The sequence below is a fragment of the Dechloromonas aromatica RCB genome (assembly GCF_000012425.1).
In genome coordinates this window covers 2,926,764-2,938,847 of record NC_007298.1, presented here as the reverse complement: position 1 = coordinate 2,938,847, position 12,084 = coordinate 2,926,764, and the positions used below count along the sequence as shown (strand labels likewise).

At 59.7% G+C, this 12,084-nt stretch carries 14 protein-coding genes; 7 read left to right on the top strand and 7 right to left on the bottom strand.

The window, feature by feature from the left end; all coding sequences use genetic code 11:
- Nucleotides 1–102: 102 nt before the first annotated feature.
- Nucleotides 103–2,421, bottom strand: coding sequence for a Tex family protein (locus tag DARO_RS14065; RefSeq protein WP_011288472.1), 2,319 nt, complete (start codon nucleotides 2,419–2,421; stop codon nucleotides 103–105).
- A 122-nt stretch (nucleotides 2,422–2,543) separates the two neighbouring features.
- On the opposite strand from DARO_RS14065, the gene fliW reads away from it, so the two are divergent.
- Nucleotides 2,544–2,987, top strand: coding sequence for a flagellar assembly protein FliW (gene fliW, locus DARO_RS14060; protein ID WP_041224414.1), 444 nt, complete (start codon nucleotides 2,544–2,546; stop codon nucleotides 2,985–2,987).
- Between the two features lie 68 nt (nucleotides 2,988–3,055).
- Here fliW and DARO_RS14055 read toward each other — a convergent pair whose 3' ends face one another.
- From DARO_RS14055 to DARO_RS14045, 3 genes are read right to left on the bottom strand one after another with little or no spacing between them, the layout of a single operon-like run.
- The gene (locus DARO_RS14055; RefSeq protein WP_011288470.1) at nucleotides 3,056–3,709 is read right to left on the bottom strand and encodes a DNA alkylation repair protein; all 654 of its coding nucleotides are present in this window, start codon (nucleotides 3,707–3,709) and stop codon (nucleotides 3,056–3,058) included.
- 23 nt (nucleotides 3,710–3,732) lie between these two features.
- On the bottom strand, nucleotides 3,733–4,392 hold the full coding sequence (locus DARO_RS14050; protein WP_011288469.1) for a hypothetical protein: 660 nt from the start codon (nucleotides 4,390–4,392) through the stop codon (nucleotides 3,733–3,735).
- An 11-nt stretch (nucleotides 4,393–4,403) separates the two neighbouring features.
- Nucleotides 4,404–4,925, bottom strand: a complete 522-nt coding sequence (locus DARO_RS14045; RefSeq protein ID WP_011288468.1) for a gamma carbonic anhydrase family protein — start codon at nucleotides 4,923–4,925, stop codon at nucleotides 4,404–4,406.
- 125 nt (nucleotides 4,926–5,050) lie between these two features.
- On the opposite strand from DARO_RS14045, the gene DARO_RS14040 reads away from it, so the two are divergent.
- Nucleotides 5,051–5,485: a hypothetical protein gene (locus tag DARO_RS14040; protein WP_011288467.1), complete on the top strand. Its 435-nt coding sequence runs from the start codon at nucleotides 5,051–5,053 to the stop codon at nucleotides 5,483–5,485.
- A 3-nt stretch (nucleotides 5,486–5,488) separates the two neighbouring features.
- Here DARO_RS14040 and DARO_RS14035 read toward each other — a convergent pair whose 3' ends face one another.
- Nucleotides 5,489–6,730, bottom strand: coding sequence for a dicarboxylate/amino acid:cation symporter (locus DARO_RS14035; RefSeq protein WP_011288466.1), 1,242 nt, complete (start codon nucleotides 6,728–6,730; stop codon nucleotides 5,489–5,491).
- Between the two features lie 78 nt (nucleotides 6,731–6,808).
- On the opposite strand from DARO_RS14035, the gene DARO_RS14030 reads away from it, so the two are divergent.
- The gene (locus tag DARO_RS14030; protein ID WP_011288465.1) at nucleotides 6,809–7,165 is read left to right on the top strand and encodes a nucleotide pyrophosphohydrolase; all 357 of its coding nucleotides are present in this window, start codon (nucleotides 6,809–6,811) and stop codon (nucleotides 7,163–7,165) included.
- On the opposite strand, the gene DARO_RS14025 is transcribed toward DARO_RS14030, so the two are convergent.
- Entirely contained in the window at nucleotides 7,157–8,002 is an 846-nt protein-coding gene (locus tag DARO_RS14025; RefSeq protein WP_011288464.1) for a 23S rRNA (adenine(2030)-N(6))-methyltransferase RlmJ, read from the bottom strand. The genes DARO_RS14030 and DARO_RS14025 overlap by 9 nt on opposite strands.
- 9 nt (nucleotides 8,003–8,011) lie before the next feature.
- Complete coding sequence (locus DARO_RS14020; protein ID WP_011288463.1) at nucleotides 8,012–9,538, bottom strand: cyclic-di-GMP receptor FimW-related protein; 1,527 nt, start codon at nucleotides 9,536–9,538, stop codon at nucleotides 8,012–8,014.
- A gap of 87 nt (nucleotides 9,539–9,625) precedes the next feature.
- Between DARO_RS14020 and DARO_RS14015 the strand changes: the two genes are divergently transcribed.
- The 4 genes from DARO_RS14015 (at nucleotide 9,626) to DARO_RS14000 (ending at nucleotide 12,070) form a co-directional block, all read left to right on the top strand.
- Complete coding sequence (locus DARO_RS14015) at nucleotides 9,626–9,967, top strand: DUF3301 domain-containing protein (protein ID WP_011288462.1); 342 nt, start codon at nucleotides 9,626–9,628, stop codon at nucleotides 9,965–9,967.
- On the top strand, nucleotides 9,951–10,796 hold the full coding sequence (locus DARO_RS14010; RefSeq protein WP_011288461.1) for a D-hexose-6-phosphate mutarotase: 846 nt from the start codon (nucleotides 9,951–9,953) through the stop codon (nucleotides 10,794–10,796). Before DARO_RS14015 ends, DARO_RS14010 begins: the two co-directional genes overlap by 17 nt.
- 107 nt (nucleotides 10,797–10,903) lie before the next feature.
- The gene (locus DARO_RS14005) at nucleotides 10,904–11,272 is read left to right on the top strand and encodes a hypothetical protein (protein ID WP_011288460.1); all 369 of its coding nucleotides are present in this window, start codon (nucleotides 10,904–10,906) and stop codon (nucleotides 11,270–11,272) included.
- 66 nt (nucleotides 11,273–11,338) lie between these two features.
- Entirely contained in the window at nucleotides 11,339–12,070 is a 732-nt protein-coding gene (locus DARO_RS14000) for a DUF2189 domain-containing protein (RefSeq protein ID WP_011288459.1), read from the top strand.
- Nucleotides 12,071–12,084: the final 14 nt, after the last annotated feature.

Here is a 12,084-nt window from a genome sequence, read left to right as displayed (position 1 = left end):
AAGTCTACGCCCGGCGAAGGTAAAAGGATGTTCGCCAGTTGTCGCGAGATGTAAGCAAATGCAACCCCTCCGCCGCCGGCGGACGGGTCTTTGCGTTCAGGTTCAGCGCTTCAGCTTGGCGAAGGCGCTGGCCATGGCGTTGCCGGCCGGTGCCGCTCCGCTGCTACGCTGTGCTGGCCGACTCTGGTTGTTGCCGCGATTGGCCGGAGCGTTGTCGTGGCGCTTGCCTTGCGTTGGTTCGTCACCCATCCGCATGGTCAGCGCGATGCGCTGGCGCTGCAGGTCGACTTCCAGCACCTTGACCTTGACCACCTGACCAGCCTTGACCACATCGTGCGGGTCCTTGACGAAGGTATTGGACAGCGCCGAGACATGGACCAGACCATCTTGATGCACACCGATATCGACGAAAGCACCAAAGGCGGCGACGTTGGTCACGACGCCTTCGAGGATCATGCCCGGACGTAGGTCGGAAACTTTTTCGACGCCATCGGTGAAGGTGGCCGTCTTGAACTCGGGGCGCGGGTCGCGGCCGGGTTTTTCCAGTTCCTTGAAGATGTCCTGGACGGTCGGCAGGCCGAAGCGCTCATCAGTGTATTTCGACGGATTCAGACCTTTCAGGGCGCGACTGTCGCCAAGGATTTCCTTGATCGGCTTGTTCAGGTCGACAATGATCTTTTCGACCACCGGGTAGGCTTCCGGGTGCACAGAGGAGCTGTCGAGCGGGTTGTCGCCGTTCGGTACGCGCAGGAAGCCGGCCGCCTGCTCGAAAGTCTTGTCGCCAAGGCGGGGTACCTTCTTCAGGGCGTCGCGCGAGCGGAAGGCGCCATTGGCGTCGCGGTAGCTGACGATGTTGGCGGCCAGGCCGGCATTGAGGCCGGAGATGCGGGTCAGCAGCGGCACCGAGGCGGTATTAACGTCGACGCCGACGGCATTGACGCAGTCTTCGACGACCGCATCGAGGTTGCGCGCCAGCTTGGTCTGCGACACGTCGTGCTGGTACTGACCGACGCCAATCGACTTCGGGTCGATCTTGACCAGCTCGGCCAGAGGGTCCTGCAGGCGGCGGGCGATCGAGACGGCACCGCGGATCGAAACGTCGAGATCCGGGAATTCCTTGGCCGCCAGTTCGGAAGCGGAATAGACTGAGGCGCCGGCTTCAGAAACGACGATTTTCTGCAGGCGGGCTTCCGGGTAGCGCTTCATCACGTCCTGCACCAGCTTGTCGGTTTCGCGGCTGGCCGTGCCATTGCCGATGGCGACCAGGCTGACCTGGTGCTTCGATGCCAGGCGGGCGATGGTCGACATCGAGCCATCCCAGTCGCAGCGCGGCTCGTGCGGGTAGATGGTGGCGGTGTCGAGCAGCTTGCCGGTGGCATCGACAACGGCGATCTTGCAGCCGGTGCGGATGCCGGGGTCGATGCCCATGGTCACGTGCTGGCCGGCCGGAGCGGCGAGCAGCAGGTCCTTCAGGTTCTTGCCGAAGATGCGGATGGCCTCTTCCTCGGCGCGTTCACGCAACTCGTTCATCAGTTCGAGTTCGAGGTGGGTATAAACCTTGACCTTCCATGTCCAGCGGACGGTATCGCTCAGCCATTTGTCGGCCGGGCGATTCTGCGGCTTGATGCCGAAGCGGACGGCGATGCGCTGCTCGCATGGATTCGGGCCGGGCTTGAGGTTTTCTTCGTCGAGTTCGGAGTCGAGGACCAGCGCCACCTGCAGCATGCCTTCATTGCGACCGCGGAGCAAAGCAAGCGCGCGGTGCGAGGGCATCGTGGCCACCGGCTCGGCGAAGTCGAACCAGTCGCGGAACTTGGCGCCTTCGGTTTCCTTGCCTTCGACCACGGTCGACCGGACATGGCCGTGTTCGTTGAGGTATTCGCGCAATTGGCCGAGCAGTTCGGCGTCTTCGGCGAATTTTTCCATCAGGATCTGGCGGGCGCCGTCGAGCACCGCCTTGGCGTCGGCAAAGCCGGCATCGACGTTGATGTACTTCTCGGCTTCATCTTCCGGCGTCAGTTCCGGATTTTCCAGCAGGCCGATGGCCAGCGGCTCGATGCCGGCTTCGCGGGCAATCTGGGCCTTGGTGCGGCGCTTCTGCTTGTAGGGAAGGTACAAGTCCTCCAGGCGCTGCTTGGTTTCCGCATCGCTGATCTCGGCCTTCAGCTCCGGCGTCAGCTTGCCCTGTTCTTCGATGCTGGCGAGGATTGCCGTGCGGCGCTCCTCGAGGTCGCGCAGGTAGGTCAGGCGTTCTTCCAGATTGCGCAGCTGGGTATCATCGAGGCCGTCAGTGGCTTCCTTGCGGTAACGTGAGATGAAGGGCACGGTTGCCCCTTCGTCGAGCAGGGCGATGGCGGCGTTGACCTGGGCCGGGCGGACGCCCAGCTCAATGGCGATGCGGTGTTCAATGGGTGGCAGCATGGGTGAGGCAGTACAGCAAAAAGGGGGGTGCACTATGCGCAATCCGGCTGGAAAATACAACCGCACCGAGTTGGTGTAGCATGGCTGTCAATGCAATTACAATCGCATGGAGGAGCAAAGGCATGAAAGTAGAAACCTATTTGTTTGGCGCCGTTGATGTCAGCCCGGAAAAAGTCATTACCTTCCCGAACGGCCTGGTCGGTTTTGAACAGAGCAAGCGCTACATGCTGGTCCACGAGGAGGGCCCGGCTGAGCCCAGCAGCTTTACCTTGCAATCGCTGGACGATCCAATGCTGGCATTTCAGATTGTCGATCCGGTGATGCTCGGATTCAACTATGAATTGGCCTTGTCCGATGCTGAAAATGCCTTGCTGCAGTCGCCTTCTCCAGAGGATGTTGCGGTGATGCAGGTTCTGTTCCGGAAAGAACAAGACGACAAGGGTTCGATTACGCCGAATCTTCGGGCGCCGCTGGTCATCAATACCAAATCGCGCGTCGGGTTGCAGAAGGTCATGGAGACCATGCGGCCGAACATCACGTTATCCAATCTGTCCAGTTCCATATAGGGCTGAACTCACTGCTGTGGGCAGCGGAAAAGCCATCGTCGCTTCGACGATGGCTTTTTTGTTGTGTATTACAGGTGTTTCGACGCCTCCCTGAACGACAGGCCGGATAAATTTTTACCGTGGGTCGCCAGGAAGCTACGTACTGCTTCCGGGTTGGTTCGGGCATATTGGCGCAATGCCCAGCCGATGGCCTTGCGAATGAAAAAGTCTTTTTCATTGGCACATTGTCGGCAGTAGTCGAATAGCCGCGCTTGATCGGTGCGTTCTTTCCATTCCAGTTGATGCAACAGCGCTACACGGCGCAACCACAGGTCGGGTGAGGTGATCAGAATATCCATTCGGCAGGCCAGTTCCGGCTGACGGAAAACGATGCCGCCGATGGTGACGGCCAATCCGTCGACAGTGTCCCACCATGAGTTGCAGCGGACCAGTTCTTCAAGTGCCGGGAGCTGTTCGCTGCCAAGGCTCTTGCTGTGATGGCGGAGCAGGTCAATGGCAACGTATTGGTACTCGCGTTGCGGTAGCGCCCACAACGCCTGCGCAGCCTCGATCAGATTTCCGTGAAAGGCACGGATCAACGGCAGGGTAGCCTGCCGCCGCGGTGGTGTCTGAATGCCGAGAAAAGCAAATTTCCCCTTCATGTAGGCGGCCATCCTGCAGGCTTTGCCGGGATCGGCCAAGGGCTCTAGTAGCAGTTCAACCTGATGGGCAAAATCGTTCATGGCTAATGTTCCGGAAAAGGCTGTCAGCGCAGGCGCTTCCTGATCTCGCCATCACATGAATTGGTGACCCGCTCGTATTCCTCAGGGGTGTCGATCAAGGCCTGTGCCGCTTCGACCTTCTGGATTTCCCGCTGGACGTAGGGCAGCCAGCGCTCATCCAGTTCCCTCTGGAGTTGTGCGGCCGTCTGGCCGGCCGGGCCACGCCAGACCTTGGCGGTGACGAATCGATTGGCCAGCGTGTCGTTCAGCGTTTTTTCGATGCCGGCCATATGATCCTGATAGGTCTTGAAGTGTCGCATTTCGTGCTCGTGGATTTCCTTGTAGGCGCAACTGCCCTGCGGGAACTCCCTGGCGACGTAGACGGTCACCGGCGTGAAGCCGAAAGTCAGGGTGATTTGGGGGCTGGCACATTCCCAACGGCCGCTTGGGTCAATAAGCGAAGCGGTATTGGTGGTGAATTTCGCGATGGCATTGCCGCGGGTCAACCCGAGTACCTGCTTGCCAGGACGGGCCAGGGTCGCCCCCAGGTTGGTCAGCGAGCGGTAGCCGTAAGTGGTGTTGTAAGTGATGCGCTCTTCCAGTCGTTTGACCGTGACCGATGGTTTCGGCAATTCGTCGCACGGGTCTACCGCCCAGCATGAGTTGGACAGGGCGAGTAGTGGTAGCAGGGTGAGCGCGCGCATCGAGTCGATATTTAGAGCGGCGACAGCGTGTCGCGGTAACGCCGGGCGTTGTCGACATAGTGTTCGGCTGACTTCTTCAGCTTGGCGACATCTTCATCACTCAGTTCGCGCACCACCTTGCCCGGTGAGCCGACGATCAACGAGCGGTCGGGGAAAACCTTGCCTTCGGGAATCAGCGTATTGGCACCGACAATGCAGCCCTTGCCGATCACGGCGTGATTGAGGATCACCGAACCGATGCCGATCAGGCTGCCGTCGCCGACCGTGCAGCCGTGCAGCATGACCAGATGGCCGACGGTGACGTCATTGCCGATATGCATCGGTACGCCTTCGTCGGTGTGCAGCACCGAACCATCCTGGATATTGGTGTTGTCACCGATGTGGATCGGATCGTTGTCGCCGCGCAGCGTGGCATTCCACCAGATCGAGGCGTTGCTGCCCAGACGTACGTCGCCAATCACGGTGGCGTTGGGTGCGACCCATGCGTTGTCGCCGAGTTGTGGTTGTTTGTCACCGAGTTTGAAGAGGGGCATCGCGTCTCCTTAAGGTTTCAAAATACGTCAATTTTTCAGGCTGGTTGTCGCCAAGTACTAATGTTACGCTGAGCGCTGGCTGGGGGCAGCAAGTGCGGGAAATTGGCAGTACGGAGAGCATCAAAATGAATTTTCGACACATCAAGTCTTGGCAGTGGGCGCTGCTCGTCATAACCCTGTTGCTCACCCTGGACTGGGTCATCCAGCGCCCGGATTCCCGAACGCGGGCGCTGAACGACATCATCGCGACGCAGGGCAGCCAGAAATTGAAGGAATATCCGTACAAGTTCCACGTCCTGCGTGTTGAAGGCAGCACGGCCGTGATGGCGACGCCGCGCAATTTTGATTCGCCAGCCTTCCGGATGCTTGGCGTTCTCTACCCGGATATCAACGTCAAGGATGCCAACAATCCCGCCTTCATCACCGTCGAGCGCCTGCTCGGACAGGTGCAGGATGAAGTCAGGGACATCGTTCTTGCTCAACCAGGCATCAGTGAGGTGCGCTGGGAACTGGACAAGAACTGGCTGCGCCGGCAGGGTATCGAGGTGCCGGACAAATAGGCCTCAGGCTACTTTCGACTGGCCGGCAATCTTCTGGACAATCAAGCTGCCGACCATGTCGCCCTCGACATTGACGGCGGTGCGCACGGTGTCGAGGATGCGATCGATCGGCAGCAGGATGGCGATCGCCTCGGTCGGCAGGCCGACCGATTCGAGGACCAGCACCATCGACAGCATGCCGACGCTGGGAATGCCCGGCGCCCCGACGGCGCCGAGCATGGCGACGAAGAAGATGATCAGCTGGCTGGCAATGTCGAGCTCGATGCCGGCCAGTCGGGCGACGAACAGCGCCGCCGCCGCTTCGTAAAGCGCCGTGCCGTCCATGTTGACCGTCGCGCCGAGTGGCACGACAAAGCTGGCGATGTCCTTCTTGACGTGCAGATGCTGCTCGGTACAACGCAGCGTGATGGGCAGCGTGGCATTGCTTGAACTGGTGATGAAGGCGGTAAGCAATGCCTCGCGGGCCCCCTTGAAGAAACGCAGCGGCGAGACGCCGGTCATCAGCCAGAGTACGCCGGGCAGCACGATGATGCCGTGAAATAGCGTCGAGCCGATGACGACGGCGATGAAATGGCCGAGACTCCCGAGCAGCGCCGCGTCCTGCGTGGCGACCAGTTGCAGTAGCAGGGCGGCGAGGCCGAACGGGGCGAGACGCATGATCCAGCCGACGATCATCAGGCAGAGTTCCTGCAGCTCGGTCATCAGGTTACGGATATTGCGGTAGCGCTCGCCACCGATGACCAGCGCAATGCCGAGGAAAAGGGCGATGATCACAATGGCCAGAATGTCGCCGTTGGCCAGCGCCTTGAACGGATTCTGGAACAGGCCGCGCATGAACTGGGCGATGTAGTCGGGCAGCGCCATCTGCCGTGCCTGGTAGTTGCGTGTTGCCTCGGCGAACATCTCCAGATGCAGACCCTCACCGGGCCGGAAGATGTGGGCGGCACCAAAGCCGATGACGATGGCTACCGCCATGGTGAACAGGAAGAAGATCAGCGTCGTTGTCCATACCCGGTGCATCTGATCGTGAGCGCGCAGGTTGGCGACGCCGGTGACGATGGAGGCGAAGACCAGCGGCACCAGCACCATGCGCAGCAGGTCAAGGAAGAGGTTGCCGACCAGCTTGGCGCCGTACAGGGTGTCCTGGGTCAATGGCGTCGCGCCCTGGGCGGAAAGCAAGCTGCCAGCGGCGACGCCGAGCAGGCAGCCGATCAGGATCTGGGTATTCAGTGACGGAAGTTTCATCGTGGGGTCTGGGCTGAGAATGCAGTCATTCTAGTGGGCTGTGGCATCATCGGGCCATCATCACTGGCAGATTTCAAAATGAGCGATTTTTCCGCGTTGACCGCCGCCTTGCTGGCCTTTCGTGACGCTCGCGACTGGCGACAGTTTCATTCGCTGCGTAACCTGATTACCTCGCTCAATCTCGAAGCGGCGGAATTGCTCGAATTGACGCAATGGAAAACCGATGCCGAAATCGATGCCCTGCCGGCTGATCCGAAAGCCGGCGAAGCCCTGAGCGACGAATGCGCCGATATCCTGCTCTATTTGCTGCTGATTGCCGATACGGCTGGTATTGACCTTGCCGCCGCGGCCCGCGCCAAACTCGTCAAGAATGCCGAGAAATACCCGGTAGACAAAGCTTTTGGCTCGCGGGCCAAATATACTGAGCTAGGTTGATTCGCTTTCCAGCGTGTACTTGGCCCCGTCGCCCTGGGAAAGTAGTTCGGTCAGCTTGGGCAGCGTTTCATGCAGCTTTTTCTCCAGCGTCCACGGCGGGTTGATGATGAACATGCCGCTACCGTTCATGCCGAAGCCGTCTTTCGCCGGTGCCTTGATTTCCAGTGTGGCGTGCAGCCAGTTGCTGGCACCCAGGCGCTTCAGTTTGTCCGGCAACTGGCGGGACTCCAGCTTGGAAAGCATCGGATACCACAGCGCGTAGGTGCCGGTCGGGAAGCGCTTCAGCGACTCCTGCAGCGCCTTGACCACGGCTGTGTAGTCGCTCTTGGTCTCGTAGGAGGGGTCGATCAGGACCAACGCCCGGCGCGGCGGCGGCGGCAAGATGGCCTTGAGACCGATGAAGCCGTCGCCGTCAGTGATCGCCACTTCGCGGCCGGTGCCCTTGAAACATTCGAGCAGCAACTTGGCATCGGTGGTGTGCATTTCATACAAACGTAGCCGGTCGCTGTCGCGCAACATCTGCCGGGCCAGCCAGGGCGAGCCCGGGTAATGTTTCAGTTTGCCGTCCGGATTGAGCTGGCGAACCATGTCCACGTAGTCTTTTGCCGCCGGGGGCAAGCCCTTGGCCTCCCACAGGCGGCCGATGCCGTCGCGGTATTCGCCAAGTTTGGTGGCATGGGCCGATTCCAGCGCGTAACGCCCGGCACCCGCATGGGTGTCGATGATCCAGAACGGGGCGGGCTTTTCGCCCATGTATTCGGCGATCTGGAGCAGGATGAGGTGTTTCAGCACGTCGGCGTGGTTGCCGGCGTGAAAGGCGTGGCGGTAGCTGAGCATTAAGTGGGATTAGTCCGGAAGCAGGTCGAGGGCAAAGAATTCTAGCCCTTCGTTGGCTTCCATGCATGTCCCTATTTGTCGGTGCAGTGAACGCCCCGGCAATTTGATCATGATTTTCTGTGCTTGGCAGTAGGTGCCCGGTGCAGCGATCAGCCCGGAGAACTTGCCATAGGCGGGCAGACTGTGCAGGAAGATCGCCCGTTGTTCAGGCTGCTCTTCCGTGACAACGTCGACCACGCTGACTTGTGGTGACATCAGCTGGAGACCCACTTCGAGGCGGACTTGGGACGAGGAGATGCGGCGGACCAGACAGACGTGGATCTTGCTCGACTCACGCGGTTGCAGTGCCACGATGTCGCCGGAACCCAGCGTGCTCTTTTCGCCCTTGATAAAGCGCAAGAGAAACCCGTCCGGGCTTTCGTCGATCAGGGACCATTCGCTGGATGAAAAATCTCTGCCGTCGTAACGGTGGGAAGCGTCTACGGAGCGGCGCGAAAATGCGTTCCCATCAAGAAAGCTGAGGACCTGATTAAAGCCGGCGACCACGTCGCCCCGGGGGCGAAAGCGCGTCCGGCTGAAACGTCGGGCGCTCTTGCCGCCGATGGCGACGCGCAGGCACTGAAGCAGGGCTGGGGGCGCATCAAGATCAGGTTCAACGTTCTTGCCCGGGCGACGGGTAATGTTGCGATCAAGGGCGGCAAGCACCTGGGTGCAGTCGATCAGAAGGCTGCCGAAAACGGAGGTGCCCGAAGGCAGGCGTGTCAAGGGGTATCCCGGGGAGCCTTCATCCGGGTGAACGAGAAAACACGAATCCGTCGTTTTGCTGGAGCCTGTCTCGGGAGGTACTTCTCCCACGGTTGCATAGGCGGCCAGTTGTCGTGAGCAGGTATTGATCGTTTCGAGTTCGGCCCGGGGAAACTTGCTGGGTTCCAGGTAGGCAAAAAGTAGCGCGCCGAGGTATTCGTGCTCGATGGGGGCTGTCTCGCCATTGAGCGGCTTGCTCTGAGGGCCGCGAACCATCTGGTAAAGTTCGTGCAGGGTCTGCCAGGAGGTGGCGGAGGGGGTGGCATAGGCGCGATAAGCCAATAGTTGGCGGCGGGCGATCATGGCCATCGCACGCTGGACGCTGCGGTGGTATAAGTGACTGAGGCCGCTGTGGTGTTGGCTTTTGTTGATGCTCCGGGCGATCCCGCCGTAGGCAATAGCCAGGCCCTTCAGCAGGTTGTCGGCATGCAGCGCAGCGGTTGTTGCGTCAAGTGGTAGCGGCAAAACGGCCTGGGCAATGCTTGCCTCCATGGTGGGCAGCGCCTGTTCCGTTTCATGGCGAATGTCTTCCAGCAATTTGAAGCGCATATGCAAATTGCTCTGCTGGTTGACGCTAGGCAGTACGCTGGCCGCCAGTTTGGCCACAGTTTCCTGCGGCGACAAGCCGGCAATCGTATCCAGCAACCCACGAACTGCGGCAGCACTTTTCTGGTCAGCACTTAACTGACCGAACGGAAGCAGTTCGCGAAAAAGTTGCAGGGGCGAGTCCATGTTTCTTGGATAAAGTTTGACATGCCAATTATCAGGCAATTTGCTTAATTTTCTGTGGTGTATTTCCGCTTTACGTATACTTGGCCGATGAGCGTGTATGAATTACTGTTTCTCTGCCTGACGGCATTTGTCATCTGGTTCTGGTTCGATAGCCTGAAAGCACGGGAGCTTGGCGTGCGCGCTGCCCGTGATGCCTGTCAGGAAGAAGGCCTTCAGTTTCTCGATGAAACCGTTGTTGGGACTGCGTTACGGCTGGCGCGCGATGACAATGGTCTACTCAGGCTGCGTCGTGTCTATACTTTCGAATACAGCGATACAGGCGATAACCGCTGCTTCGGCAGCGTGACCCTGCTCGGGCATGAAGTCGAAATTCTGCATGTCCGCCCCCACCTTTACGTGATATCAAATTCCCATGAAACCCTCCATTGAAGATATCGAATTTCACGGCATCGAAGCCCTGCGCCTGAACGGACCACGCGGGGTCAGTGCCATCGTCAGCAAACAGGGGGCGCAGTTGCTGTCCTGGGTGAGTGCGGATGGCCGCGAACGCCTGTTCCTTTCCGATAAGGCGGTGTTCGACGGCAGCGTCGCCATTCGCGGCGGGGTTCCTGTCTGTTTCCCGCAATTTTCCAGTCTGGGCGACCTGCCCAAGCATGGTTTTTTGCGGACTCGCTCGTGGTCAGTCAGCACCCGGCGTACCGGCGACGATTACGCGCTGGTGACGCTCGAATGCGCTGACGATGAATCGACGCGCAGCCTCTGGCCGCATTCCTTTCTGGCGGAATTGACGGTCATGCTTGAGGCGGATCGGATTGATCTGGAACTGGCGGTGACCAATACCGGCAGTGCACCATTCGACTTTACCGGTGCGTTGCACTCCTACTTGCGCGTTGTGCAAGTCGAGGATGTCACGCTCGAAGGGTTGCACGGTCATGATTACCAGGATGCCGTGGAAGGCGATCGGGTCGTTCGCGAAACCGGCACCGAGTTGATCATCGAAAAGGAAGTGGATCGCGCCTATCGCGACGTGCGCCGGCCGCAGCATCTGAAGGCCGGTAATCTGAGTCTCGGTATCCAGGCCCAGGGCTTTCCGGATGTCGTGGTCTGGAACCCATGGGCGGATCGTTGTGCCGAATTGAAGGACATGCCGACCGATGGCTGGCGCCATATGCTCTGCGTCGAGGCGGCGGCGACCCGTCCGGTCAGCCTGCCGGCGGGCGAGGAGTGGTATGGGCGGCAGACCTTGGTGGTGGTCTGATTGATTGACGCAGACGAGCTTCCGGCAGCACGTGCTTTTGCGGGAGCATCATCCGATTTCCTTCCCGACCGGCCGATGAGTTCAAGCACGCTGGATGGGGGGAAGTCGTGATTCTGAAGAAAACGGAGCATCTGCCAGCCACCGACAAGGGAACGCGTGTTGCGCTGATCTTTGCGTTGGTGGCCGAACGGCTCTCTGCCTTCTATGAGCATGACCAGTGGCTGACCATTGCACAGGGCGCGACGCTCTGTGCCGATTGGCTGTCCCGCTCGAAACGTAGCTTGCCGATGAATGAACGCAAAGTGCTGTCAGAACTGGCCTTCGGATTGGCGCAACAAATCGAGGCCAGCCTGTCGCGTGAGGCCGGGTTGTTCACCGCACATGAGCTGATGGAATCGCTGGACAGCAATTACCAGTCGGAAGTCGGTTTTTCAATCATGGCAGAGTGTGAGCGACTGCTTGATTCTTTGATCTGAATCGGAGCGAGGGGTATGCAAAGGGTTTAGGCTGAACGGCCTATTCCTTGCCGGCTTGTTTCCCATATGCACATCCCAGCGCTCAGCCTGAGTTCCATCCAGCGTGCCCTCGCCGAAGGGTGGCGAATCTTCAGTGCGACGCGCAGCATCAGCGTTATTTATTCGCTGATTTTTGCCTTGGGGGGGCTGGTCATCATGGGGGGCTTGCTGGCTCAGGGGTGGACGCCCTTTATCATCGCTGCGGCTGGTGCTTTCATGTTGATCGGACCGGCCATCCTAGCCGGATACTTCGGCATTGCCGCTGCCTGTGAGGCCGGCGATGCGCCAGCATTGAGCAACGTCAGTCGCGGTTTTTCCCGCGCTTCACGAGCACTGTGGGCCTTGTCGCTGGTCTGTGCCTTGCTGTTCATGATTTTCGTCACCGATGCGGCGATTCTCTACGCTTACATGGTTGGTGCGAGCCCGGTCTGGTTGGGCAATTTGTTGCCCGGCAACGCCAATGTGCTTTCCTTTGTCCGCTGGGCCGGTGTTTCCGGCATGGTCGTCGCCTTTCTACTCTTCTGCATTGCTGCGTTTTCAGTGCCGTTACTGTGCGAGCGGCGCGCCGCCCTGGTCGAGGCGGTGGTGCTCAGTGTGCGGGTTGTCTTCGGCAATTTCGTGACGGCGATACTGTGGGCAGTTTTGCTATCGGTGACCGTGATCGGTAGCGTCTTGCTGCTCCCTTTGCTGCCGGTCAGCCTGCCGTGGATGGCCTATGCCAGCCGGGCACTCTACCGCGAAGCACTGCCGCTCGCCTGAACGCCGGTGCTTGC

Bases quoted from the DNA above. Each gene is read 5' to 3' on its own strand.
- DARO_RS14065 (WP_011288472.1), bottom strand. From the start codon at position 2,421: ATGCTGCCACCCATTGAACACCGCATCGCCATTGAGCTGGGCGTCCGC.
- fliW (WP_041224414.1), top strand. From the start codon at position 2,544: ATGAAAGTAGAAACCTATTTGTTTGGCGCCGTTGATGTCAGCCCGGAA.
- DARO_RS14055 (WP_011288470.1), bottom strand. From the start codon at position 3,709: ATGAACGATTTTGCCCATCAGGTTGAACTGCTACTAGAGCCCTTGGCC.
- DARO_RS14050 (WP_011288469.1), bottom strand. From the start codon at position 4,392: ATGCGCGCGCTCACCCTGCTACCACTACTCGCCCTGTCCAACTCATGC.
- DARO_RS14045 (WP_011288468.1), bottom strand. From the start codon at position 4,925: ATGCCCCTCTTCAAACTCGGTGACAAACAACCACAACTCGGCGACAAC.
- DARO_RS14040 (WP_011288467.1), top strand. From the start codon at position 5,051: ATGAATTTTCGACACATCAAGTCTTGGCAGTGGGCGCTGCTCGTCATA.
- DARO_RS14035 (WP_011288466.1), bottom strand. From the start codon at position 6,730: ATGAAACTTCCGTCACTGAATACCCAGATCCTGATCGGCTGCCTGCTC.
- DARO_RS14030 (WP_011288465.1), top strand. From the start codon at position 6,809: ATGAGCGATTTTTCCGCGTTGACCGCCGCCTTGCTGGCCTTTCGTGAC.
- DARO_RS14025 (WP_011288464.1), bottom strand. From the start codon at position 8,002: ATGCTCAGCTACCGCCACGCCTTTCACGCCGGCAACCACGCCGACGTG.
- DARO_RS14020 (WP_011288463.1), bottom strand. From the start codon at position 9,538: ATGGACTCGCCCCTGCAACTTTTTCGCGAACTGCTTCCGTTCGGTCAG.
- DARO_RS14015 (WP_011288462.1), top strand. From the start codon at position 9,626: ATGAGCGTGTATGAATTACTGTTTCTCTGCCTGACGGCATTTGTCATC.
- DARO_RS14010 (WP_011288461.1), top strand. From the start codon at position 9,951: ATGAAACCCTCCATTGAAGATATCGAATTTCACGGCATCGAAGCCCTG.
- DARO_RS14000 (WP_011288459.1), top strand. From the start codon at position 11,339: ATGCACATCCCAGCGCTCAGCCTGAGTTCCATCCAGCGTGCCCTCGCC.